20 protein-coding genes are annotated in these 20,967 nt (G+C 61.8%); 10 read left to right on the forward strand and 10 right to left on the reverse strand.

Translation table 11 applies throughout. From position 1 onward, the window contains the following. Positions 1-128: 128 nt before the first annotated feature. Positions 129-893: a FadR/GntR family transcriptional regulator gene (locus RV1423_RS23905; RefSeq protein WP_081768980.1), complete on the reverse strand. Its 765-nt coding sequence runs from the start codon at positions 891-893 to the stop codon at positions 129-131. A gap of 299 nt (positions 894-1,192) precedes the next feature. Between RV1423_RS23905 and manD the strand changes: the two genes are divergently transcribed. Together manD and RV1423_RS23915 are read left to right on the forward strand one after the other, a co-directional pair. Then, entirely contained in the window at positions 1,193-2,401 is a 1,209-nt protein-coding gene (manD, locus tag RV1423_RS23910) for a D-mannonate dehydratase ManD (RefSeq protein ID WP_034302407.1), read from the forward strand. A 65-nt stretch (positions 2,402-2,466) separates the two neighbouring features. Continuing rightward, a complete protein-coding gene (locus tag RV1423_RS23915) occupies positions 2,467-3,432 on the forward strand; it encodes a sugar kinase (protein WP_034302410.1) in 966 nt (321 codons plus the stop codon). On the opposite strand, the gene tgt is transcribed toward RV1423_RS23915, so the two are convergent. Both tgt and queA read right to left on the reverse strand, forming a co-directional pair. Next, on the reverse strand, positions 3,433-4,560 hold the full coding sequence (gene tgt / locus RV1423_RS23920; protein WP_034302413.1) for a tRNA guanosine(34) transglycosylase Tgt: 1,128 nt from the start codon (positions 4,558-4,560) through the stop codon (positions 3,433-3,435). Next, positions 4,553-5,590: a tRNA preQ1(34) S-adenosylmethionine ribosyltransferase-isomerase QueA gene (queA, locus tag RV1423_RS23925; protein ID WP_034302416.1), complete on the reverse strand. Its 1,038-nt coding sequence runs from the start codon at positions 5,588-5,590 to the stop codon at positions 4,553-4,555. Before queA ends, tgt begins: the two co-directional genes overlap by 8 nt. A gap of 119 nt (positions 5,591-5,709) precedes the next feature. Here queA and recG point away from each other — a divergent pair, with 119 nt between their 5' ends. Together recG and RV1423_RS23935 are read left to right on the forward strand one after the other, a co-directional pair. Beyond that, positions 5,710-7,830, forward strand: a complete 2,121-nt coding sequence (gene recG, locus RV1423_RS23930) for an ATP-dependent DNA helicase RecG (RefSeq protein ID WP_034302419.1) — start codon at positions 5,710-5,712, stop codon at positions 7,828-7,830. Between the two features lie 108 nt (positions 7,831-7,938). Continuing rightward, positions 7,939-9,804: a DUF4153 domain-containing protein gene (locus RV1423_RS23935; protein ID WP_231502493.1), complete on the forward strand. Its 1,866-nt coding sequence runs from the start codon at positions 7,939-7,941 to the stop codon at positions 9,802-9,804. A gap of 19 nt (positions 9,805-9,823) precedes the next feature. On the opposite strand, the gene RV1423_RS23940 is transcribed toward RV1423_RS23935, so the two are convergent. Then, the gene (locus tag RV1423_RS23940) at positions 9,824-10,210 is read right to left on the reverse strand and encodes a cytochrome c family protein (protein WP_373419980.1); all 387 of its coding nucleotides are present in this window, start codon (positions 10,208-10,210) and stop codon (positions 9,824-9,826) included. Between the two features lie 130 nt (positions 10,211-10,340). On the opposite strand from RV1423_RS23940, the gene RV1423_RS23945 reads away from it, so the two are divergent. The 4 genes from RV1423_RS23945 to RV1423_RS23960 all read left to right on the forward strand — a co-directional run bounded on the left by RV1423_RS23945 (position 10,341) and on the right by RV1423_RS23960 (position 13,483). Continuing rightward, a complete protein-coding gene (locus RV1423_RS23945; protein ID WP_034302425.1) occupies positions 10,341-11,288 on the forward strand; it encodes a LysR substrate-binding domain-containing protein in 948 nt (315 codons plus the stop codon). A gap of 89 nt (positions 11,289-11,377) precedes the next feature. Further along, a complete protein-coding gene (gene yfcF / locus RV1423_RS23950; protein WP_034302428.1) occupies positions 11,378-12,013 on the forward strand; it encodes a glutathione transferase in 636 nt (211 codons plus the stop codon). A 32-nt stretch (positions 12,014-12,045) separates the two neighbouring features. Beyond that, the gene (locus tag RV1423_RS23955) at positions 12,046-13,056 is read left to right on the forward strand and encodes a TRAP transporter substrate-binding protein (protein ID WP_034302431.1); all 1,011 of its coding nucleotides are present in this window, start codon (positions 12,046-12,048) and stop codon (positions 13,054-13,056) included. Between the two features lie 43 nt (positions 13,057-13,099). Further along, entirely contained in the window at positions 13,100-13,483 is a 384-nt protein-coding gene (locus RV1423_RS23960) for a nuclear transport factor 2 family protein (protein WP_034302434.1), read from the forward strand. 6 nt (positions 13,484-13,489) lie between these two features. On the opposite strand, the gene cheD is transcribed toward RV1423_RS23960, so the two are convergent. Further along, a complete protein-coding gene (cheD, locus tag RV1423_RS23965; RefSeq protein ID WP_034302438.1) occupies positions 13,490-14,089 on the reverse strand; it encodes a chemoreceptor glutamine deamidase CheD in 600 nt (199 codons plus the stop codon). A gap of 255 nt (positions 14,090-14,344) precedes the next feature. On the opposite strand from cheD, the gene RV1423_RS23970 reads away from it, so the two are divergent. Then, the gene (locus RV1423_RS23970; RefSeq protein WP_034302441.1) at positions 14,345-14,824 is read left to right on the forward strand and encodes an SRPBCC family protein; all 480 of its coding nucleotides are present in this window, start codon (positions 14,345-14,347) and stop codon (positions 14,822-14,824) included. Between the two features lie 37 nt (positions 14,825-14,861). On the opposite strand, the gene gcvA is transcribed toward RV1423_RS23970, so the two are convergent. After that, positions 14,862-15,800 (reverse strand): transcriptional regulator GcvA, encoded by a 939-nt coding sequence (gene gcvA / locus RV1423_RS23975; protein WP_034302445.1) that lies wholly within the window; start codon positions 15,798-15,800, stop codon positions 14,862-14,864. 119 nt (positions 15,801-15,919) lie between these two features. On the opposite strand from gcvA, the gene RV1423_RS23980 reads away from it, so the two are divergent. Continuing rightward, positions 15,920-16,384, forward strand: a complete 465-nt coding sequence (locus tag RV1423_RS23980; protein WP_034302448.1) for a RidA family protein — start codon at positions 15,920-15,922, stop codon at positions 16,382-16,384. Here RV1423_RS23980 and RV1423_RS23985 read toward each other — a convergent pair. The 4 genes from RV1423_RS23985 to ugpB all read right to left on the reverse strand — a co-directional run bounded on the left by RV1423_RS23985 (position 16,381) and on the right by ugpB (position 20,745). Beyond that, entirely contained in the window at positions 16,381-17,451 is a 1,071-nt protein-coding gene (locus RV1423_RS23985) for a sn-glycerol-3-phosphate import ATP-binding protein UgpC (protein ID WP_034302451.1), read from the reverse strand. The genes RV1423_RS23980 and RV1423_RS23985 overlap by 4 nt on opposite strands. Position 17,452: 1 nt before the next feature. Further along, positions 17,453-18,304: a sn-glycerol-3-phosphate ABC transporter permease UgpE gene (gene ugpE / locus RV1423_RS23990; RefSeq protein ID WP_034302454.1), complete on the reverse strand. Its 852-nt coding sequence runs from the start codon at positions 18,302-18,304 to the stop codon at positions 17,453-17,455. A gap of 51 nt (positions 18,305-18,355) precedes the next feature. Next, entirely contained in the window at positions 18,356-19,240 is an 885-nt protein-coding gene (gene ugpA, locus RV1423_RS23995) for a sn-glycerol-3-phosphate ABC transporter permease UgpA (protein ID WP_034302457.1), read from the reverse strand. A gap of 197 nt (positions 19,241-19,437) precedes the next feature. After that, positions 19,438-20,745 (reverse strand): sn-glycerol-3-phosphate ABC transporter substrate-binding protein UgpB, encoded by a 1,308-nt coding sequence (ugpB, locus tag RV1423_RS24000; RefSeq protein WP_034302459.1) that lies wholly within the window; start codon positions 20,743-20,745, stop codon positions 19,438-19,440. Positions 20,746-20,967 lie beyond the last annotated feature (222 nt).

The raw sequence follows: 20,967 nt of genomic DNA on the forward strand, positions 1-20,967 counted from the left end.
AGGCCGCGTCCTATGTGAAGGGCGGGAATGCGCACAATGTTGTGCCGATGCTGATTGTTTTCATCGCTGTCTCCGTCATGTGTGACGTCCTCTACCGGGACGCTGCGTCAACATGGCGAGAACAGGTTCTAACGCCATGCTTTCTTGAATTCGTTCATCACCCGCTCCAGATGCTCGCGCATCGCGTCGCGCGCCGCTGCCGGATCGCGCGCCACCAGCGCATCGAACACCTTCTGGTGCTCTTCGAGCGAGGCTTCGCGCAACTGCGGCGTGTGGAAGTGTTCTTCCAGCTTCTTCCACAGCACGCCGCGCAACTGGTCCCACAACGCCGTGACGACCTGCGCCATCACACTGTTGCCGCTGGCTTCGGCGATGCGGATGTGGAACAGCCTGTCATCCGCTTCATTTGCCAGCTTGTCGTGGAAATTGCGTCCCATCGCGGCCAACTGCGCATAAATCTTGTCGATGTCGGCGTCGCTGCGGTTCTGCGCCGCCAACGCCGCCACTTCCGATTCGATCACCCAACGCGCGCGCAACAGTTCGAACGGTCCCGCGCCGCCGTCGGGAATGAACCCGACCGGTTTGGTCGCCGCGTCGCAGACATAAATTCCCGAGCCGCCGCGCACTTCCACCAGTCCCTGCACTTCCAGCGCGATGATCGCTTCGCGCACCGACGTGCGGCTGATCTCAAACCGGTCCGCCAGGCTGCGCTCCGAAGGCAGGCGCTCGCCGGCCTTGAACTCGCCCTGCAGGATCAGATCCGCAATCTGCTCCGCCAGGCGCTGATACGAACGCTCCGGCACTGAAACTGGTTCCAACAATTCTGAACGCGCTGCTTTCCTGACTGCTTTATCCACGTTTGAGGCTGATGATCGACTCTGACGATCTGCCATAAAACCCTCTTTTTTAGCTTTAAATTGGTCTATCCACTGTATAGAAAAGCAGCGTTCAAAGCAATCAGTGGCTTACCAATTTCAGTGATACTCTCATTTTGGTCTAACCATGTCAACATTTGTACATACCAGTATGTGGCTTAAAAACAAAGCATTGCAGGCAAGGCCGATGTTGCAACAAACAAATTGGAGTGCCATAATTAAAACTGGTTAGACCACATTTATTTTCCATCCAGAACAGCAGGGCGCCCAGGAACGCAAAACCGGACCGCCCCGCACCGAGACAAGGAACCGCATCCATGAAGATTCTCAGCGCCAAGGTCATCGTGACCTGCCCGGGCCGCAACTTCGTCACGCTCAAGATAGAAACCGACCAGGGCATCTACGGTATTGGCGACGCCACCCTGAATGGACGCGAACTCGCGGTCAAATCCTATCTGGAAGACCACATCATTCCCTGCCTGATCGGCCGCGACGCCTCGCGCATCGAAGACACCTGGCAATATCTCTACCGCGGCGGTTACTGGCGCCGCGGCCCGGTCACCATGACCGCCATCGCCGCCGTCGACATGGCGTTGTGGGACATCAAGGGCAAGGCCGCCGGCCTGCCGGTGTACCAGCTCCTGGGCGGCAAGAGCCGCGACGCCGTGATGGTCTACGGCCACGCCAACGGCCGCGACCACGCCGAGGCGCTGGACGCCGTCGGCCATTACATCGACATGGGTTACCAGGCCATCCGCGTGCAGGCCGGCGTGCCGGGGCTGGACAAGGCCTATGGCGTCGGCAAGGGCAGCATGTATTACGAGCCGGCCGACAAGGGCCTGCCCGACGAAGAAGTCTGGGACACGCCGCTGTACCTGCGCCACACGCCCGACCTGTTCGAAAAAGTGCGCGTCAAATACGGCAGCGACCATCACCTGCTGCACGACTGCCACCATCGCCTCAAGCCGATCGAAGCGGCGCAGCTCGGCAAATCGCTGGAGCAGTTCAAGCTGTTCTGGATGGAAGACGCCACGCCGGCCGAGAACCAGGAAGCCTTCAAACTGATCCGCCAGCACACCACCACGCCGCTGGCCGTCGGCGAAATCATGAGTTCGATCTGGGATTGCAAGGACCTGATCCAGAACCAGTTGATCGACTACATCCGCACCACCGTGGTCCATGCCGGCGGCATCACGCACCTGCGCCGCATCGCCGACCTCGCGGCGCTGTACCAGGTGCACACCGGCTGCCACGGCGCCACCGACCTGTCGCCGGTGAGCATGGCGGCGGCGCTCAACTTCAACCTGTGGGTGCCTAATTTCGGCGTGCAGGAATACATGCGCCACACGCCGGAAACCGACGCGGTCTTCCCGCACGGCTATTACTTCGACAAGGGTTACCTGATGCTGCCGGACGCGCCGGGACTGGGCGTGGACATCGACGAAGCAGCCGCGCTGAAATACCCTTACGAGCGCGCCTACCTGCCGACCTGCCGCCTGCGCGACGGCACGGTGTGGAACTGGTAAGCGCGGCACATCCCTGCTTCAATGCCGCACGCCGTGCGGCATTTTTTCCTGGACAAGAGGTATAGATGACGAGACCGCAAGCATGGTTCATCGGCGAATGCATGATCGAACTGCGGCCGACGCAACCGCTGCAAGACGGCCGGCACATGCCGCGCGCGATGGCGCAATCGTTTTCCGGCGACGTCTACAACACCGCGGTGTATTTCCGCCGCCGCAACGCGGAGACAAGCCTGCACGCAATCGACAGCCAGTTCATTTCCGCGGCGGGCGACGACAGCATCAGCGCATCGCTGCGCAACGAAATCGCGCAGCAACAGCTTGGCGTCGCACTGATGGCAACCGTTCCCGACGCCCTGCCCGGCTTGTACTGGATCGAGACCAACGCCGCCGGAGAACGCTCCTTCCTTTACTGGCGCCAGCAATCGGCGGCGCGCCGCATGCTCGACGAAGCGCATGCCGCGATGCTGCGACAACAGGCGGTGCAGTGCCGGCTGCTGTACTTTTCCGGCATCACGCTGGCAATCCTCGACAACGCGCGTCGCCAGCGCCTGCTCGACCTGGCGCAAGCGGTGCGCGCACATGGCGGCTGGGTCGCGTTCGACAGCAATTACCGCCCGCGCTTATGGGAATCGCGCGAGGACGCGCTGCGCTGGACGCACCTGGCGCTGGCTCAGGCCAGCCACGCGCTGGTCACGCTCGATGACGAGACGGCCTTGCATGGCGACATCGACGCGCACGCCTGCCTGCAACGCATGCGTGCAGCCGGCGTCGACGAAGCGGTGGTGAAACTGGGAGATCAGGGTTGCCTGGTGCAGGCTGCCGATATGGATGCGGCGACAGCGGTCGCCACGCAAAAAGTCGCGGCAATCGACACCACGGCGGCGGGAGACTCCTTCAACGCCGCCTATCTGGCGGCGCGCCGGCAAGGCGCTTCCGCAATCGCGGCGGCGGAAGCAGGCTGCGCGCTGGCAGCCTGCGTGGTGATGCATCCCGGCGCCATCATGCCCTTGGAAGCGATGCCGTCGAGATGATCACGCGCCGCGTGCGCGGTCTTCCTTGAACTTCGCAACGAACTGCGTGAACTGCCCGGCGTCGATGGCGGCGCGGATTTCCTGCATGATCTGCAGGTAATAATGCAGGTTATGGATCGTGTTCAGGCGCGCACCGAGGATTTCGCCGGTGCGGTGCAAGTGATGCAGGTAAGCGCGCGAGAAATTCCTGCAGGCATAGCAATCGCAGGTTTCATCGAGCGGCTTGGTGTCTTCCTTGTATCTGGCGTTCTTGATCTTGATGTCGCCGAAGCGCGTAAAGAGCCAGCCGTTGCGCGCATTGCGCGTCGGCATGACGCAGTCGAACATGTCGACGCCGCTGGCCACGCCCGCCACCAGGTCTTCCGGCGTGCCGACGCCCATCAGGTAATGCGGCTTGTCGGCCGGCAGGCGCGGGCCGATGTGTTCCAGCACGCGCATCATGTCTTCTTTCGGCTCGCCGACCGACAGGCCGCCGATGGCGATGCCGTCGAAGCCGATGTCGTTGAGGCCGGCCAGCGATTCGTCGCGCAGGGTTTCGAACATGCCGCCCTGGACGATGCCGAACAACGCATTGGGGTTTTCGCCCTTGTCGAATTCATCGCGCGACCGCTTGGCCCAGCGCAGCGACATGCGCATCGATTGCGCCGCTTCCGTTTGCGTGGCGGCGCGGCCGTCGATTTCATACGGCGTGCATTCGTCGAACTGCATGACGATGTCGGAGTTCAGCACGCGTTGGATCTGCATCGATACTTCCGGCGACAGGAACAGCTTGTCGCCGTTGATCGGCGAGGCGAAATGCACGCCCTCTTCGGTGATCTTGCGCATGTCGCCCAGCGAGAACACCTGGAAGCCGCCGGAGTCGGTCAGGATCGGCTTGTCCCAGCCCATGAAACCATGCAGCCCGCCGAACTTCGCCATGACGTCCAGCCCTGGGCGCAGCCATAGATGGAAGGTGTTGCCGAGGATGATCTGGGCGTCGATTTCTTTCAGCTCCAGCGGCGACATCGCCTTGACCGAGCCGTAGGTGCCGACCGGCATGAAGATCGGCGTCTCGACCACGCCGTGGTTCAGTTTGACGCGGCCGCGACGGGCGTTGCCGTCGGTTTTGAGGAGGGTAAATTCAAGCATGGCGTTCACAAGTTAAGAGCATGGCATCGCCATAGCTGAAGAAACGATATCGTTGCGCGATGGCGTGGGCATAGGCGGCGCGGATGTTGTCGTAGCCGGCGAAGGCCGAGACCAGCATCAGCAGCGTCGATTTGGGCAAGTGGAAGTTGGTGATCAGGCGATCCACCGTCTTGAACGTATAGCCCGGCGTGATGAACAGCCGCGTATCGGCGCTGCCGGCCTCCAGCGCACCGGATTGCGAAGCGGATTCCAGCGCGCGCATGCTGGTGGTGCCGACGGCGACGATGTTGCCGCCTGCGGCCTTGACCGCGCGCACCTTGTCGACGGTCTCCTGCGCGATGGTGTACCACTCGCTGTGCATCTTGTGCTCGGCCAGGTTTTCCACGCGCACCGGCTGGAAGGTGCCGGCGCCGACGTGCAGCGTGACGAAGGCGGTATCGATGCCTGCAGCTTTCAGCCTGTCCAGCAAAGCGTCGTCGAAATGCAGGCCGGCCGTCGGCGCGGCGACCGCGCCCGGTTCCCTGGCGTAGACGGTCTGATAGCGTGTTTCATCGAACTCGTCGGCTTCATGCTCGATATACGGCGGCAACGGCAGGCTGCCGAATTGCTCCAGCAAGTCGAACACATCGGATGGAAATTGCAGCGTGTAGAACTCGCCGTAGCGCTCGCCGACGATGACGTCGAACGCATCGGCCAGGCGGATGCGCGTGCCCGGCGGCGGCGACTTGGAGGCGCGCACCTGCGCGTGCACGCGGCGATTGTCGAGTACGCGCTCGACCAGCACTTCGACCTTGCCGCCGGTTTCCTTGACGCCGAAGAAACGCGCTTTCAACACGCGCGTATTGTTGAACACCAGCAGATCGCCCGGCGACAGCAAATCGACGATGTCGGCAAAACGGCGATCGGTCAGCGTCGGCTTGCCCGGATGCGCCTCCACTTGCAGCAGGCGCGAGGCGCTGCGCTCTGCCAGCGGCAACTGCGCGATCAACTCGGGCGGCAAGTCGAAATCGAAATCGGAAAGTGAATACATGGAAAATAAACGAAAGAAGCGGCAGTGCCGTCAAATACTGTAATTAAACACAGTAAAAGCACAGTAAAATAGCGCCGAACCCTCTATTTTACGCTTTCTCGACATAGAAACCCCTCTGCATGCCAGCACCGAAGAAGAAAACTTCTGCCGACAGCACCAAGGCCGCCAAGGGCAGCAAGAGCGCGCCACCGCTCAGCAACGCCCAGAAAGCGCAAAACAAGCTCGCCAAGCTGGGCCTGCGCACGGACATGGATCTGGCGCTGCACCTGCCGTTGCGCTACGAAGACGAGACCCAGGTCATGCCCATCCACGACGCCAGCCTGCGCGGCACGCAGGTGGTGCAGGTCGAAGGCGTGGTCAGCAAAAGCGATATCCAGTTCCGGCCGCGCCGCCAGTTGGTGGTGACAATCGCCGACGACAGCGGTCCGCTGGTGATGCGCTTCCTCAATTTTTACGGCAGCCAGGCGAAGCAGTTGTCCGAAGGCGTGCGTGTACGCGTGCGCGGCGAATTGCGCCACGGCTTCTTCGGCGCCGAGATGGTCCATCCGGCTTATAAAGTCGTACTCGAAGGCGCACCGCTGCCGACCGCGCTGACTCCCGTCTATCCTGCCGGCGAAGGCCTGTCGCAAGCCTACCTGCGCAAGGCCATCGCCGGCGCGCTGGCGCGCATCGACTGGCGCGACACGCTGCCGCCGGCCACGCTGGCCGAGCTGAAACTGGACGGCTTCGAACCGTCGGTGCGGCTGCTGCACAATCCGCCGACCGATGTCGATGAATATGCGCTCGAAGAACGCTCGCATCCGGCCTGGATCCGCATGAAGTTCGACGAGCTGCTGGCGCAGCAACTGTCGCTCAAGCGCGCCCAGGCCGCGCGCCGCGCGCGCAACGCCAGCGCCCTGCCGACCGTGGGCAAGATTTCCAAAGCCTTCATCAAGCAACTGCCGTTCAAGCTGACCGGGGCGCAGCAGCGCGTACTTGAAGAAATCCGCCACGACCTGCGCGAATCCTTCCCGATGCAGCGTCTGCTGCAAGGCGACGTCGGCAGCGGCAAGACCGTGGTCGCGGCGCTGGCGGCGGCACAGGCGATCGACAGCGGCTTCCAGGCGGTGCTGATGGCGCCGACCGAAATCCTCGCCGACCAGCATTTCCGCAAGATCGCGGCGTGGATGGAGCCGCTCGGCGTCCAGGTCGCCTGGCTCACCGGCAGCCTCAAGAAAAAAGAAAAGGCCGAAGCCAACGCCCGCATCGAATCCGGCGAGGCGCGCCTGGTCATCGGCACGCATGCGCTGATCCAGGACAACGTGCAGTTCCGCAAGCTCGGCCTGGTGATCGTCGACGAACAGCATCGCTTCGGCGTCGGCCAACGGCTGGCATTGCGCAACAAGGCCTTCGACGCCGACAATGGCGCGCCGCAAACCGTGCCGCACCAGTTGATGATGTCGGCCACGCCGATCCCGCGCACGCTGGCGATGACGTACTACGCCGATCTCGAAGTCTCGGTGATCGACGAACTGCCGCCCGGCCGCACGCCTGTCGTCACGCGCACCATCGACCAGAACCGCCGCGACGAAGTGATCGCGCGGGTGCATGCGGCCGCCCAGGAAGGCCGCCAGATTTACTGGGTCTGCCCGCTGATCGAAGAGTCCGAAGCGCTGCAACTGCAAACCGCCACCGACACGCATGCCATGCTCACCGAAGCGCTGCCCGACCTGCGCATCGGACTGGTCCATGGTCGCCTGAAGCAGGCCGAAAAGCAGGCGGTCATGGATGCCTTCAGCCGCGGCGACATCCATGTGCTGGTCGCCACCACTGTCATCGAAGTCGGCGTCGACGTGCCGAACGCCTCGCTGATGGTGATCGAACACGCCGAGCGTTTCGGCCTGTCGCAACTGCATCAATTGCGCGGACGCGTCGGCCGCGGCGCCGCGGCCAGCGCCTGCATCCTGCTCTACCAGAGCCCGTTGGGCGGCACCGCCAAACAGCGCCTGATGACCATGCGCGAAACCGCCGACGGCTTTGAAATCGCCCGTCGCGACCTCGACATCCGCGGCCCCGGAGAATTCCTCGGCGCACGCCAGTCGGGCGAGGCGCTGCTGCGTTTCGCCGATCTGGCGACCGACCAATGGCTGGTGGAAAAAGCGCGCAATCTGGCGCAAAGCCTCTTGCAAACCGACGATGCCATCGTCGATGCGCATTTGCAGCGCTGGCTGGGCGGACGCGAGGACTTTCTCAAAGTCTGACGAAAATTGCGTATTTACTGTTCGCCGTCGGCATTTGCGCATTTACAAGCCGCCGGATATCGCTGACATTGGCGTCTTTCAAACCGGCGTCTTTATGATGGAGGCTTCATGCAAGGCCCCCCTGTTCGGAACGACATGGAGAACGATGGCGATGCCTTGCGCTCGCCGGTAAGCCTGCCGGCCAGTCGCCTGCGCATCAGCCTGGGACTGGCGCAAGGACTGCTGCTGTATGCGTTGTATGCGAGCTGGACCGCCAAGATCTGGCTGTCGTCGCAGCCGACGCTGTTCATTCCGGCGGTCATGATCGCCTTGTTCCTGCCGATCATCGCCGTCTCCGGCATCGGCCATCTGTCGCGCCGTAATCTTCTGGTCTGGCTTGGCATGCTGGCGATCATATTGGGCGCGCTCGGCTGTTACGACGGCTGGCGCACCGACCTGTCGTCGCTGCTGCCGTCGGCCACGCCGGCAAACGACACCGCCGGAGACCGTAACGGCTTGCCTTCCGGCGCCTTGTTCATGCTCACCGCAACGGGCCTGTTCATTGCGCAGGCCATGATCCTGGCAGGCAACGCCGACGGCAAGCGCATCGCCAGCTACCGCAGCTATTTCGAAATGGCGTGGAAGCTGCTGGTGCAACTGTTGTTCGCCGCACTGTTCACCGGCCTGTTCTGGCTGGTGCTGGAAACCGGCAACGCCTTATTCTCGCTGATCAGGCTGGACTTCCTGAACAAGCTGATCGATAAAAGCTGGTTCCATATTCCGGTGACGACGCTGGCGTTTTCATTCGCGCTGCACCTGAGCGACGTGCGCCCGCAACTCATTGCCGGCATCCGCAAACTGCTGCTGACCTTGCTGTCCTGGCTGCTGCCGGTGGCGACAATTGTCATCGGCGCTTTCCTGCTGAGCATCCTGGCAACCGGCCTGGAGCCTCTGTGGCAAACCCGGCGCGCCTCGCAGGTGCTGCTTGGCGCCGCCGCCCTGCTGGTGGTGCTGATCAACACCGTCTTCCAGGACGGCCGCTATCTGGACCGCGCAACCCATCGCTTCTTCCTGCTGTGCATGCGCGTCGCCTGTCTGTTGCCGACGCCGCTGGTATTGCTGGCCGTGTACTCGATGGGATTGCGCGTGGCCGAGTACGGCTGGACCGTCAGCCGCATTGCAGGCGCCGTCTGCGCACTGATCGCGGCGATGTATGCCCTCGGATACGGCATCGCGGCAATCCGCCGAGGCGAACATCTGCAACGGGTAGCAACGACCAATGTCGCCGCCAGTTTTGCCATCCTGTTGATCTTCGTGGCGCTGCTGTCGCCGCTGGCCAACCCGGAGCGCATTGCAGTGGCCAGCCAACTGGCCCGTCTCGACAGCGGCAAGATCGAGCCGGCGCGTTTCGATTTCCATTTTCTGCGCTTTGGCGGCGACCGTTACGGCGTGGCCGAACTCATACGCCTGAGCAAACAACAGGAGGGTGCGCAGGCCGCCCTCATCCGCAAGGAAGCCGTCCGGGCATTGGCAGCAAAAAATCAATGGCCCGATACGCGCGATGCCGGCCCTACGCCCGACCTGGGGAAAAACATCCGCATGCATCCGGCCGGGCGCCAACTGCCCCGGGAGTTTGCCGCACAGGATTGGCGCGGCAAAAAGTACTGGAGGATGCCGACCTGCATGACGCAACGCGACCGCCAATGCGACGCCTATCCGGTCAACCCCGATCCGGCCGGCAGCGAACAAATCCTGATATTCGACAGCAACAACATCCCGGCGCTATTCAGGCCGACCGCTGCCGGCGCGTGGCAATTTGTCGGCACGTTAATGATCTCGCCGGCATGCGGCAAGCAACTGAAACTGGCTGCCGAACGCGGTGCGCTGCGCTGGCAGACGCCGCTGCAGCATGACCTTGAGATCAACGGCATGCGCCTGAGCATGCAACCCGAACAGGGAAGCGCGGATTGCCAGAGCGCCGACGCACAAAAATAGGCGGCAATGTGAACAGGCCCTAGGAAAGGGTCTTCAGATAAGCGATCAGGTTGTTCAGCTCCTGCTCGTTGCCGATGCCCCAGAAGCGCATCTTGGTGCCCGGCACCACGTCGCCCGGTGATTTCATGAAGGCGCGCAGCTTGTCTTCGCTCCAGACGATGCGCGCGTTCTGCATCGCCGCCGAATAGCGGTAATCTCTGGTCGTCGCGGACGGACGGCCGACGATACCGTTCAGTTGCGGGCCGAAGCCGGCGCGCGCCGAGGGCCCGACCTGATGGCAACTGGCGCATTTGGCGAAGGCCGCCTTGCCCGCGGCGACGTCGCCGGCAGCGTGGACGGACGGCGCCGGTGCGATCGCCATTGCCGGCAGCAACGACGCCAGTATTTTACGCATAACGCTACGCATCTTCATCCTTGCAAATCCTGTTTTCTCCTGTCGACGGGCGGCAACTCTACCATGCGGCCCCGCCCTGCATGCGGCCAGCAAATGAGCTATAGTCTGCGCATATCAGCTCGCATCAGTCCATAAAGCCACTATGACACTCACCGAACTCAAGTACATTGTTGCGGTTGCCCGGCAAAAACACTTCGGCCATGCCGCCGAGGCCTGTTTCGTGGCGCAGCCGACCTTGTCGGTCGCCATCAAGAAACTGGAAGACGAACTCGGCGTCATCATCTTCGAGCGCGGCGGCACCGAAGTCTCGGTCACGCCGTTGGGCGCGCAGATCGTCGCCCAGGCCGAACGCGTGCTGGAGCAGACCGCCGCCATCAAGGAAATCGCCAGCCAGAACAAGGACCCGCTGTCCGGTCCGCTGCGCCTGGGCATCATCTACACCATCGGCCCCTACCTGCTGCCCTCGCTGGTCAGGACCATGATCGAGACCGTGCCGCAGATGCCGCTGATCCTGCAAGAAAACTTCACCACGCGCCTGATCGAACTGTTGCGCCAGGGCGAGCTGGACGCCGCCATCATGGCGCTACCGTTCCCGGAACACGGGCTGGTCGTGCAGCCGCTGTACGATGAGGAATTCGTCGTCGCCCTGCCCAAGCATCACAGATGGGCCGAGCGCAAGGAAATCGCCGCGCAGGACCTGAAGACCGAGACCATGCTGTTGCTTGGCAACGGCCACTGTTTCCGCGACCAAGTGCTGGAAGTCTGTCCGGAAATGTCGCGCTTCTCGACCGCCGGCGACGGCATCGCCCGCACCTTCGAAGGTTCGTCACTGGAAACCATCCGCCACATGGTGTCGTCGGGCATCGGCATCACCGTGCTGCCGCAGGCTTCGGTGCCGGACATCCACGCCAAGGACGGCATGGTGCGCTATGTGCCGTTCAGCAAACCGGTGCCGTCGCGGCGCGTGGTCATTGCCTGGCGCAAGAGCTTCACGCGCCACGCCGCCATCGAAGCGGTGCGCAATGCCGTGCTGTCGTGCAACCTGCCCGGCGTGGAAATGCTGCATGAAGCGGAACTGACCGAAGGCTGAGCCGCCCTCATCCGGCGCTGGCCTGCGCTTCTGCCGGAAAATGCATTCGCCATGCCGTTCGATGTCGCCACCTGATCGGAGAAACCTGCTTGAACACCCCCGCCTTTACCCTGTACGTTGACGCCCAGTTCACCAGTCCTTACGCCATGTCCGCCTTCGTGGCGCTGACCGAAAAGAAGCTGCCGTTCCAACTGCGCACCGTCGACCTGACGCTGCAGCACAATCACTTGCCGGAATACGCCCGCCTGTCCATGACGCATCGCGTGCCGACGCTGAGCGAAGGCGAGTTCCATCTGTCGGAATCCTCGGCCATCACCGAATACCTTGAAGAGCGCTTCGCGCCGCCCGCGTACACGGCACTCTATCCTCAGGCATTGCAGCACAAGGCCAAGGCCAGGGAAATCCAGGCCTGGCTGCGCAGCGACCTGATGCCGATCCGCGAGGAACGTCCGACGACCGTGATCTTCCTCGGCGAAAAGCGCCCGCCGCTATCGTCGGCGGCACAGTTCGCCGCCGCCAAACTCATCGCTGCAGCCGACGCCTGGCTGGACGAGGGTTCCGAATGCCTGTTCGGCGCCTGGAGCATCGCCGACCTTGATCTCGCGGTCATGCTCAGCCGGTTGGCGCGGCATGGCGATGCACTGCCCGCCAAACTGAGCGCTTATGTGGACCGCCAATGGCAACGCCCTTCCGCACAACAATGGTTGAAGCTGCTGCAAGATTGATGTCGCCGATAAAAACGCCACCGGGAGCCCGCATGTCCATTTCTCCGTTCGCAACATTTCATCGCCTTGCCTGCGCCGCCGTCGTTGCCTCGCTGCTGCAGGCCGCGCCGGCCTTCGCGCAAAGCACGACGCTGCGCCTGATCAACGAATACCCTTCGACCTCGATCACCGCCAGCGCCGACCTGCAATTCACCGCGGCCGTCGGCAAATTGTCGAACGGCGACATCGGCGTGACGACGCTGCAGGAAGCCGCCAATCCCTACAAGGGCAAGGATCAGGTTGCCGCGGTGCGCGACGGCAAGGCAGAAATCGGTACGCTGTTCGCCGGCATCCTGGGCGGCAGCGACTCGTTCTTCCTGCTCTCGTCGCTGCCATTCGTGGTGGACGATTTCGACCAGGCGCAAGCGCTCTTCACCTGTACCCGCCCCGAACTGGAGCGCCACTTGGCGGCATTGAACCTGCGCCTGCTGTACGCCACCCCGTGGCCGCCTTCCGGCATCTGGTCGGCCAATCCGCTGCCCGATGTGGCGGCGGTCAAGGCGCTCAATATCCGCACCTACGACGACAACAGCCGCGGCGTCTTCCAGCGCGTCGGCGCGCATAGCGTCAACCTGCCATTCTCGGCGGTCGGCGCCAGGCTGACTTCGGGCGAACTCAATGCCGTGCTGTCGTCCGGCGACGGCGGCGCCGGCAACCGGCTGTGGGATTACCTGCCCAATTTCACCGCGATCAGCTACGCCATTCCGCTCAGCTACACCGTGATCAACGCCGATACCTGGAACCGGCTGACGCCGGCGCAGCAGTCCGCGCTGGCGCAGGCGGCCAAGACCACCAACGAAGCCAGTTGGTCGATCGTCAAGAACCGCATCGAGGAAAATTACGCACGCATGACCGAGCACGGCATGCGCCTGAACCTGCAACCGGCCGGCGCAGTCCGCCAGACGCTGCGCCAGGCCGGCCAGGAACAGGCCGACAGTTGGTGGCTGCAAGATAAAAATAGTGAAATCCGGACGCGCTGCGTGCCGCTTGCGCAGGCAAAATAAGCAATGTAAAGAGACAGAATCGGATGACAACCAGGAGACGCTGATGCCCACCAAGGAAACGCTGGAAAAATTCATCGCGCGCGTCGAAGCGAATGCGCATGTCGAAGCCGTGGAAGAGTTTTACGCCGAAGATTCGACCATGCAGGAAAACACCGCGCCGCCACGGTTCGGGCGCGACGCCCATGTCGCCAATGAGCGCAAGGTCATGGCGCGCGTGAAATCCTTGAAATCGAAATGCGTGCGGCCGGTGTTCGTCGAAGGCGACAAGGTGGTGATCCGCTGGATCTTCCGTTTCGAATGGCTGGACGGCACCGTCACCCACATGGAAGAACTGGCGTATCAACGCTGGGAAGGCGAACGCATTGCCGAAGAGACGTTCTTCTATGACCCTGCGCAGCGCGTCCCGCGCGTGGAAGAAAAGTACTGAAAACGCCTAAAACAAATCGACGTCGCCGCCCACCGGTTTTGTAGCCAGCTTGCCGGCGTAATCGCGTTCTTTCATTTCCAGCACCGGATCGACCGACTTCAGCTTCTTGACCAGCACCTTGCCGGAACGCGGGAAGTAATGCACCTTGCGCGGCCAGACGTCGTTGAGGTCTTCGGCCACCACGCGGATGCCTTCGGTGCGCAGGTAGTTCCTGACAAAGGCGGCATTGCGTTCGCCCACGTTGATGGAGTTGAACCCGCGCAGCACGGCGCCGCCGCCGAATACTTTGGCTTCCAGATTCTCGCGCTTGGCGCCGGCTTTCAGCACGTCATTGATCAGGACTTCCATCGCATAGGTGCCATAGCGCATGGACGATGACACGGGACTGTCGGCATCGCCGCCGTCCGGCAGCATGAAATGATTCATGCCGCCGATGCCGCTGACGCGATCGCGTATGCACGCCGACACGCAAGAGCCGAGGACCGTCGTGATCATCATGTCCTGATGCGTATAGTAGTACTCGCCAGGAAGGATTTTCGCGCTGTCGTAATTGAAGTTGCGGTCATGATAAACATGCGAAGCGAACTGTTCGGTATTCTGGCTCATCGTTTTTCCTGTTCTGGCGCAAAGGACCAATTGTTGTATTGATTTTTCGGGGTAGGCTGAGTTTAGACAGGCAGGCAACATCCGCATATCGGGGAATACCCTATATCCCCGGCCCCCCTCCCCCTTCAAAAAATTCGATTCCCCAGCCAGGCATGGCCTGCGCCGACAAAACTTGCCGATTTGCAACTTGGCGGTGAGAATACGATGTGCCGAAGCACGGCGCCGCTTTCAAATTCATCCTTCAGGAGACAAGACATGACGATGACGACCGACAGCTTCCCTGCCGACCGCGAACTGGTATTGACGCGCCTGCTCGACGCGCCGCGTGCGAATGTCTACCGTGCCTGGACCGAACCCGAACTGCTCAAGCAATGGTTCGCGCCCGCGCCCTGGACCACGCCGACGGTGGAGACCGATGTGCGTCCGGGCGGCGCCTCGCTGATCGTCATGCGCGGCCCGGACGGCGATGAATTCCCGAATCGCGGCGTCTACCTGGAAGTGGTGAAAGACGAAAAGCTGGTCTTTACGGACGCCTACACCATCGCCTGGGCGCCGTCGGAAAAGCCATTCATCACGGTCATCCTGACATTCGCCGACGAAGATGGAAAAACCCGTTATACCGCGCGCGTGCGGCATTGGAGCAGCACCGACCGCGAGGCGCATGAAAAGATGGGGTTCCATGAAGGCTGGGGACTGTGCGCCATGCAACTGGAGGCGCTGGCCAGGCAACTCTGATTGCGCGCCCTGTGCGTTCAGGAAGGGCCAAGGGCTTTTATTGGACGACAATCGGGTCCCGGCTGCCGCTCAACCCCTTCCAGAATTGCCGGTCCGCTTCAAACGACTGCAACAGCCAATTGGAAAATGCCGCCACCTTGCCGTCGATCTCGCCTTCTTGCGGATAGACCAGCCAGTATGCTTGCGCCAGCGGCGCAGTCAGTTGCGGAGTCAGCGGCAGGGGAGCGATCAGCGTTCCTTGGCGCAACGCCTGCGCCGCCAGCGACGAGCGTGCCAGCGCTACGCCCTGGCCGGCAATCGCGGCGTCGATCGCGGCGCTTTCGTGATTGAAAACGATGCCGGCCCCGGGCGGCGCCTGCCAGTCTTGCGCCGCAAACCAATCCGACCACGCCTGCCGGTCATGCACATGCAGCGCAGTCATCCCGGCGATGTCCTCCGCCGACCTCAAGCTGGAGAATGACGGCGCACAGACCGGCAGCAGGAACTCGTCGCCCAGCCGCACGCAGGATAGTCCCGGCCACGGCCCCGCGCCGTAACGGATGGCGAGATCGATGTCTTCGCGCAGGAAATTGACGTGGCGCTCGCTCTGCTCCAGCCGCAATGCGAGCTCCGGGTATTGCGCCGTGAAGTCGCCCAGGCGCGGCACCAGCCACTTGGCGGCGAAATTGGGGGAAGTGGAAATCGACAGGCAGTGGCGGTCGGCGGGCGCATGCAAACTGCGGGTGCCCTTCTCGATGCGATCGAAGGCATCGCCGACGACATCAAGATAACGCCGCCCCGTTTCGGTCAGGTGCAACTGATTGGACAGACGCTCGAACAACGGCAAACCCAGTTCTTCTTCGAGTGCCTTGACCTGATGGCTGACGGCGCCCTGCGTGACATTGAGCTCTTGCGCGGCAAGCGTGAAACTCTGATGGCGCGCCGATGCCTCGAACGCGCGCAAGGCATTGAGCGAGGGAAGTTTGCGGGCGGCCATGGCGATATGAGAAATAGTGAGGCTAGCCTGAGAAAAGATGCTTTGCCGCGACGGCACAGGAAAATTTATTATAGACCGCATCCCCGGCAATCGCGCCCAATCACTGCAAGGAAAATGTCATGAATCTGGAACAACGCCTGAACGAACTGTCCATTGTCCTGCCCGCCTCGGCCGCCGCCGGCGCGCAATATGCGCCCGGCGTGATGCATCAAGGATTGGCCTGGATCAGCGGCCAGTTGCCGCGCGAAGGCGACCGCGTGCTGGTGTCGGGCAAGCTCGGCTGCGACGTCTCGATAGAAGAAGCGCAAACCGGCGCGCGCGCCGCGCTGATCCGCGCCCTGGCCGCCCTGCGCGACACGGTCGGCGATCTCACGCGCATCGACAGGATTTTACGGCTCAACGTCTATGTCAACAGCACCGAGGAATTCAGCCAGCAAAGCGCGGTGGCCGACGGCGCATCGTCATTGATCTATGCATTGTTCGGACCGGAACAGGGCCGCCATGCGCGCACCAGCGTCGGCGTTGCGCAATTGCCGCGCAACGCCTGCGTCGAACTGGACATTGTCGTGGCGCTCGAAGATTAATCGATACGGTGCGTGGTCTGCGGATCGAACCAGTGCAACAGATTGGCATCGAATCCGACCGTCACCGACTGGCCCATCGCCACGTCGGCGCCGGCCGGGCAGCGGATCACCATGCTCTGGCCGCCGCAGCGCGTATGCACCAACAACTCGGCGCCCAGCGCTTCGACCAGCTCCACCGTCATCGACAGGCCGGGACGGCCTAGCAGCAGATGTTCCGGACGGATGCCGAGAATGCGCGCGCCGCCGCCCGCCTTCGCCGGCACCGGCAAGTCAACCGTCGAACCGTCGTCGAAGGTGAAACGGCCGCCATCGTCGCTCAGTTTGCCGGTGAGCAGATTCATCGGCGGCGAACCGATAAAGCTGGCGACGAAAGTGGTGGCGGGCTTGCCGTAGACTTGCGCCGGCGTGCCGATCTGTTCGGCGCGCCCCTTGTTCATCACGATCATGCGCTGGCCCAGGGTCATCGCTTCGACCTGGTCGTGCGTGACGTACAGGCTGGTGGTGCGCAGCGAGGCGTGCAGCTTCTGGATTTCCAGGCGCATCTGGACCCGCAGCTTGGCGTCGAGGTTCGACAACGGCTCGTCGAACAGGAACACCGCCGGCTTGCGCACGATCGCGCGCCCCATCGCCACGCGCTGACGCTGGCCGCCAGACAGTTGGCGCGGCGTGCGCTGCAACAGCGCGCCAAGCTCAAGGATCTCGGCCGCGCGCTGCACGCGGGTGTCGATCTCGGCTTTCGGCAAGCCCTGGATCTTCAGGCCGTAAGCCATGTTTTCATACACGCTCATGTGCGGGTACAACGCGTAGTTCTGGAACACCATCGCGATGTCGCGTTCTTTCGGCTCCAGGTTGTTGACCACGCGGTCGCCGATCACGATGTCGCCGGAACTGATTTCTTCCAGGCCGGCCACCATGCGCAGCAAGGTCGACTTGCCGCAGCCGGACGGACCGACCATGACGATGAACTCGCCGTCGGCGATATCGATGTCGATGCCGTGAATGACGTCGACTGCTTTCGGCGCTTTGCCGTAGGTCTTCTTGACTTGCTTGAGATGAATTTTTGCCATGTTATTTCTCGGAATCGACCAGACCTTTGACAAACCACTTTTGCATGACCACGACGACCAGTCCCGGCGGCAACATCGCCAGGATCATCGTGGCCATCACCATATTCCATTCCACCGCCGAGTCGCCGCCCGAAATCAGCGTCTTGATGCCGATGCCGATCGGATACATGGTCTGTTCGGTGGCGATCATCAGCGGCCACAGGTACTGGTTCCAGCCGTAGATGAACATGATCACGAACAGCGCAATGACGTTGGTGCGCGAGAGCGGCCACAGCACATCCTTGAGGAAGCGCAACGGCCCGGCGCCGTCGATGCGCGCCGCTTCGGCAAGCTCGTCGGGCACCGTCAGGAAGAACTGGCGGAACAGGAAAGTCGCCGTCGCCGAGGCGATCAGCGGCACCGTCAGGCCGGCATAGGTGTTGAGCATGCCGAAGTCGGACACCACCTGATAAGTCGGCGTGATGCGGACCTCGACCGGCAGCATCAGCGTGACGAAAATCATCCAGAAGAACAGGTTCCGTCCCTTGAAACGGAAGTACACCATCGCGAACGCCGACAGCATGGAGATGGAAATCTTGCCGATGGCGATCACCAGCGCCGTCACCAGGCTGACCCACAGCATGCGCGACACCGGCGGCGCCGAGACGTTGCCGGAAGCGCCTTGCGTCAATACGGTGGTGTAGTTCCTGACCATTTCGGTGCCGGGCATCAGCGACAGCGGCGACATGGCCGACTGCTCGGCGGTCTGCGTGCTGGCGATGAAGGCCACGTACAACGGGAAGATCACGATGATGGCGCCGATGATCAGGACCAGATGGCTGACGGCGTCGAGGATCGGGCGGCGTTCGATCATGCTTGTCCTCCTGCTGGACGCGCGATCGGCTTCAGTGAAATCGGCATCAATTTATGCATACTGCACCTTCTTTTCAACGTACTTGAACTGCACCACGGTCAGCAGGATCACGACCACCATCAGCACCACCGATTGCGCCGCCGCGCTGCCGAGGTCGCCGCCCTTGAAGCCGTCGCTGAACACTTTGTAGACCAGGATTTCGGTGTCCTTGCCCGGACCGCCGTGGGTGGTCGCCTCGACGATCGCGAAGGTGTCGAAGAAGGCGTACACGATGTTGACCACCATCAGGAAGAACGTCGTCGGCGAGATCAGCGGAAAGATGATCGTGAAGAAGCGCTTGACCGGACCGGCGCCGTCGATGGCGGCGGCTTCGATCAGCGATTTCGGAATCGATTGCAGGCCGGCCAGGAAGAACAGGAAGTTGTAGCTGATCTGCTTCCAGATGGCGGCGATGACGATCAGGATCATGGCGTGGTTGCCATTGATGATGTAGTTCCAGTTGATGCCGAGCCATGCCAATATGTGCGAGATGATGCCCAGCGAAGGACTCAGCAGGAACATCCACAGCACGCCGACCACCACCGGCGACACCGCATAAGGCCAGATCAGGAAAGTCTTGTAGATCGCCGCGCCCCTGACCACGCGATCAGCGAACACCGCCAGGATCAGCGACAGGGCCATGCCGCATACCGCCACCAGCACCGAGAAGATTGCCGTGGTCTGGAACGAGGCCAGGTAAGTCGGATCGCCGAACAGCGCGGCGAAGTTGTCGAACCAGACGAATTCTGAATAGCCGCCGAAGGCGTCCTGCAACAGCACCGACTGGTACAGGGCCTGCACCGCAGGCCAGAAGAAAAACAATATCGTGACCAGGATCTGCGGCGCGACCAGCGCGTACGGCAGCCATGATGAAGTGAAGCGAGCGCGTTTTTCCACGATAGCTTATGTCCCTAAAAACGATGCGGAGCAGGATTCCCGAGAACGTTTACATCCCACATCGATGGATTTTCCGAACTGCCGGAACCGATTTCACAAATACATCGCCCCGGCGCGGGCCGGGGCTTGAGGTTGCTCCATCGTCATCTGAACACCGCATTCCGGCCGAAACCGGAGCGGCATGCAAAGCGATATTTTTACTTGTTGGCTTTTTCGAAGCGGACCAGTAATTCGTCGCCGCGCTTGGTCGCGCTGTCGAGCGCTTCCTTGGCGGTCTTCTTGCCGGTCCAGACGTTTTCCAGTTCCTCGTCGATCACCGTGCGAATCTGTGCGTAGTTGCCCAGACGGATGCCGCGCGATTTGTCGGTGGTCTTGACGATCATTTGCTTCACCGCGACGTCGGTGCCTGGATTGCGCTCATAGAAACCGGATTTCTGGGTGATTTCGTAAGCCGCCTTGGTCACTGGCAGGTAGCCGGTTTCCTGGTGCCATTTGGCTTGCACTTCCGGCTTCGACAGGTAAGTGAAGAACTTGGCTACGCCCTTGTATTCGTCAGCCTTCTTGCCGCCCATGACCCACAGCGATGCGCCGCCGATGATGGTGTTTTGCGGTGCGCCTTGCACGTCGCTGTAGTACGGCAGCGGCGCCACGCCGAACTTGAACTTGGCGTTCTTGCGGATGTCGGCGTAAGCGGACGACGAGCCGGTAATGATCGCGCATTCGCCGGCATTGAACTTGGCGTTGGCTTCATCCTTGCGGCCTGCGTAAATGAAGTAGCCTTGCTTGGCCCAGTTCGACAAGTTTTCGATATGACGCACTTGCAGCGGGCCATTGATTTTCAGACGCGCATCGAGGCCGCCGAAACCGTTGCTCTTGGAAGCGGTCTCGGTGTTGTGCCAGGCGGCGAACGATTCCAGTTGCACCCACGATTGCCAGGTGGTGGTGTAAGGACAGGAGATGCCGCTGGCCTTCATCTTGGCGGCCATGCCGACGAACTCTTGCCAGGTGGCCGGCGGCTTGTTCGGATCCAGGCCGGCCTTGGTGAACAGGTCCTTGTTGTAGAACATGATCGTGGTCGAGCTGTTGAACGGGAAGGACATCATGCCCTTGGCGGTCGAGTAGTAACCAGAAACGGCCGGCACGTATGCGTTCTGGTCGAACTTCTCGCCTGCTTGCTGCATCACTTCGTAGGCCGGCTTGATCGCGCCCTTGGAGTAGATCATGGTGGCGGTGCCGACTTCGAAAATCTGCAGGATATCGGGCGCATTGCCGGCGCGGTAAGCGGCAATCGCAGCGGCCATCGATTCGTCGTAGGTGCCTTTGTAGACCGGCGTGACCTTGTAATCGGATTGGCTCTTGTTGAATTCGTCCGCCATGGCGTTGACGCGTTCGCCGAGGGCGCCAGTCATGGAATGCCACCAGGAGATGTCGGTGACCGCATAGGCGGATGTTGTCATTGTCGCCATGACGGCGGCGGCGGCAAAGGCTTTCAGATGCAATTTCATTAGGCGAATCCTCCCAAAAAGGTGACCGATGTTATCAAGTCATTGTGACTGTCTCGTTACACCGGGCGTACATTAACGTCTAATTTCCGCAATCGCAAATAATTTCGCCCTTTTCGGGGGAAAAGGACAGCAGATGCTACATCCGTTCACGACAACGGGAATCCACTGAAAAAAGGTTCCGCCTACGCGGATGAGGATTTTCGCGCCTCCGGGCTCCGCCCC

This window comes from Herbaspirillum sp. RV1423, assembly GCF_000577615.1.
In the GTDB taxonomy this organism is placed as follows: domain Bacteria; phylum Pseudomonadota; class Gammaproteobacteria; order Burkholderiales; family Burkholderiaceae_D; genus Herbaspirillum.

What these genes read in the sequence shown, in the direction of transcription:
- RV1423_RS23970 (WP_034302441.1), top strand. Translation starts at nt 14,345, where the DNA reads ATGACGATGACGACCGACAGCTTCCCTGCCGACCGCGAACTGGTATTG.
- RV1423_RS23945 (WP_034302425.1), top strand. Translation starts at nt 10,341, where the DNA reads ATGACACTCACCGAACTCAAGTACATTGTTGCGGTTGCCCGGCAAAAA.
- RV1423_RS23980 (WP_034302448.1), top strand. Translation starts at nt 15,920, where the DNA reads ATGAATCTGGAACAACGCCTGAACGAACTGTCCATTGTCCTGCCCGCC.
- cheD (WP_034302438.1), bottom strand. Translation starts at nt 14,089, where the DNA reads ATGAGCCAGAATACCGAACAGTTCGCTTCGCATGTTTATCATGACCGC.
- ugpB (WP_034302459.1), bottom strand. Translation starts at nt 20,745, where the DNA reads ATGAAATTGCATCTGAAAGCCTTTGCCGCCGCCGCCGTCATGGCGACA.
- RV1423_RS23985 (WP_034302451.1), bottom strand. Translation starts at nt 17,451, where the DNA reads ATGGCAAAAATTCATCTCAAGCAAGTCAAGAAGACCTACGGCAAAGCG.
- queA (WP_034302416.1), bottom strand. Translation starts at nt 5,590, where the DNA reads ATGTATTCACTTTCCGATTTCGATTTCGACTTGCCGCCCGAGTTGATC.
- RV1423_RS23935 (WP_231502493.1), top strand. Translation starts at nt 7,939, where the DNA reads ATGCAAGGCCCCCCTGTTCGGAACGACATGGAGAACGATGGCGATGCC.
- ugpE (WP_034302454.1), bottom strand. Translation starts at nt 18,304, where the DNA reads ATGATCGAACGCCGCCCGATCCTCGACGCCGTCAGCCATCTGGTCCTG.
- RV1423_RS23960 (WP_034302434.1), top strand. Translation starts at nt 13,100, where the DNA reads ATGCCCACCAAGGAAACGCTGGAAAAATTCATCGCGCGCGTCGAAGCG.
- gcvA (WP_034302445.1), bottom strand. Translation starts at nt 15,800, where the DNA reads ATGGCCGCCCGCAAACTTCCCTCGCTCAATGCCTTGCGCGCGTTCGAG.
- RV1423_RS23940 (WP_373419980.1), bottom strand. Translation starts at nt 10,210, where the DNA reads ATGCGTAGCGTTATGCGTAAAATACTGGCGTCGTTGCTGCCGGCAATG.
- RV1423_RS23955 (WP_034302431.1), top strand. Translation starts at nt 12,046, where the DNA reads ATGTCCATTTCTCCGTTCGCAACATTTCATCGCCTTGCCTGCGCCGCC.
- tgt (WP_034302413.1), bottom strand. Translation starts at nt 4,560, where the DNA reads ATGCTTGAATTTACCCTCCTCAAAACCGACGGCAACGCCCGTCGCGGC.
- RV1423_RS23915 (WP_034302410.1), top strand. Translation starts at nt 2,467, where the DNA reads ATGACGAGACCGCAAGCATGGTTCATCGGCGAATGCATGATCGAACTG.
- manD (WP_034302407.1), top strand. Translation starts at nt 1,193, where the DNA reads ATGAAGATTCTCAGCGCCAAGGTCATCGTGACCTGCCCGGGCCGCAAC.
- RV1423_RS23905 (WP_081768980.1), bottom strand. Translation starts at nt 893, where the DNA reads ATGGCAGATCGTCAGAGTCGATCATCAGCCTCAAACGTGGATAAAGCA.
- recG (WP_034302419.1), top strand. Translation starts at nt 5,710, where the DNA reads ATGCCAGCACCGAAGAAGAAAACTTCTGCCGACAGCACCAAGGCCGCC.